Source organism: bacterium (genome assembly GCA_013360195.1).
Taxonomy (GTDB): Bacteria; Electryoneota; RPQS01; order RPQS01; family RPQS01; genus JABWCQ01.
This window is the reverse complement of the sequence record JABWCQ010000044.1, coordinates 1-1,875: the sequence shown is the minus strand read 5'-3', so window position 1 is coordinate 1,875 and position 1,875 is coordinate 1. Positions and strand designations below refer to the sequence as shown.

The window sequence follows — 1,875 nt, the reverse complement described above, 5'->3', positions numbered from 1 at the left end:
CTGTTCTGTGATAGTGTCTCCCTCGTTTAATTTATCAGTAGCATCTAAACGGATTTCTAAGCCGATGGATTCTTCCTGCACCTGTACTTGCTGGGTGTCACGCAGATCAGTCAGATCATCATGTCTTTCATGAAACTTCCTGAGTGAGGTTGATGCACCTCCCGAAGTCTCACTGCTCGGAACCGAGAAGGTAAGACTACGGTTGCGGGTAAGCTGAATCGGATTAAATTGAAACACCACCACAAGCGGTGGAAGGCTAATGCCGTATTCAACAAATGCGCCGCGTAAGATTTTTGGTTTGTTGCCAAAGCCACCTGGCATAGGTCAGTCACTCCTTCAGTAAGGGTTACGGCATTCGGTTACACTGAGTTTGTTCCAATTCATCGACACCCACATTTCTAATTCCTCCGGACGCCATAAGGTTATCACGATTAGCGTGATGACTTGGATCATCAAGTAAAACATGACCTAACTCGTGGGCCAAGGTGTCCACTGCAGCAATGTTAGTTAGCGAGACTGAGTGAGGGAGGCTAGGATGCATACCTGTATAACCGTAGGATCCCCCTCTATCTGCCAACGTATTGGCCGGTACATAATAGGCGTGTATAACGTCGCCACCGGGGCGGTAAGCGGTCATGGCCTGAACTTCGGCTGTATCTACTGTAGGTGAAGCATCTTCATTCAGTACGCCATTGGGTGCATTCATATCCAAAATATTCGTTGCCCAGGACACACCCCCAGTAACGTTTATCTCTATCCCACATTGGCACAGAATATCGTTTGCCATCGTAAGATCGTCATGTATAGATCTTGTCGAACCGGGAAGATTCACTGCATACACATCGATCTTTTTTCGACTTGTACAAGGGAGACGCGCCATCTGAACCTGGCGATTATAGGCTGCACCCTGCTGTACCACATGCGTCAATTCATGTGCCATCAATGTCCTGTCGCTCTCACTCTCCCCTTTTCCCAACCAGATATGGTGGCCATAGGTAAATGCCTTTGCTTGAATCTGTGAGGCTGTTTGATTGGCATCCTGGTCCGCGTGCAGACGAACGTGGTCGAAATCAACACCAAAACGTGGCTCCATAAACTGGCGGGTAGAAGGTGACAAAGGGCGTCCACCGCTTTCGTTGAGATGGATATCTAAATCAGTATTCAGTGAATCGTTATGATCTGATGTGATCCTTTGAATATTGATTCCAGCACTCGGTTGTTCATTTTCTGCCTGCATTAATGAATCTGCCATCCCTATGATTTGATCCGCCACCCTATCAGCTTCCTGCTCATAGACATCATTTACCTGGCCAATGGTCAACTTAGTCTGTATTTTCCCAAGTGCCTCTTCTTTTTCAGCACAGCTTGCGCAGGAACCGCCACAGGCGCATTTTCTCTGGAGCATTGGGACACTACCTTTAGTAACAGCCTGCATGTAACTATTCCCCAGATTCCGCTGGAAGAAATTTGATGCACAAGGCTTTTGCATATCTGGTCCTTCGCCACCGTCATCTGCCCGTCCATGACTGGTAGGCATGGCGTGAATCCTTGTCATCTGATGACAGGTGTTACAACCACCGCACGGATTTGGATTCAATCCTGCATCATCGTCTCGTCTTTTTACCATATCTGAAGATTCGCCATTCTGTCTTTTCCATTCTTTTGTCCCTATCATCATGGCCTCCCTCCACTCTTTGAATTGAGAAACTTATTAAGCTCCTTCTTACTCCATAATTTTCCAATCTTTTCAAACTCTCTTTTTACCCCATGGAGAATATGCTCCATCCCGATGATACCCCCGTTTTCAGCCGCTAAGAAGGCAGCATTCAGGACTATGTTCTTGATATTCCCGCCGGCGATCTGGAGTTGTTTTGC

2 protein-coding genes are annotated in these 1,875 nt (G+C 47.1%); both read right to left on the bottom strand.

What is annotated here, in order from left to right:
• On the bottom strand, positions 1 to 321 hold a 321-nt coding region (locus tag HUU59_13550), incomplete at its 3' end, for a hypothetical protein (protein NUO20466.1).
• Between the two features lie 25 nt (positions 322 to 346).
• A complete protein-coding gene (locus tag HUU59_13545; GenBank protein ID NUO20465.1) occupies positions 347 to 1,675 on the bottom strand; it encodes a DUF4157 domain-containing protein in 1,329 nt (442 codons plus the stop codon).
• Between the last annotated feature and the right edge of the window lie 200 nt (positions 1,676 to 1,875).

Coding starts and splice junctions, on each gene's coding strand:
- HUU59_13545 (NUO20465.1), bottom strand. CDS start 1,675: ATGATAGGGACAAAAGAATGGAAAAGACAGAATGGCGAATCTTCAGAT.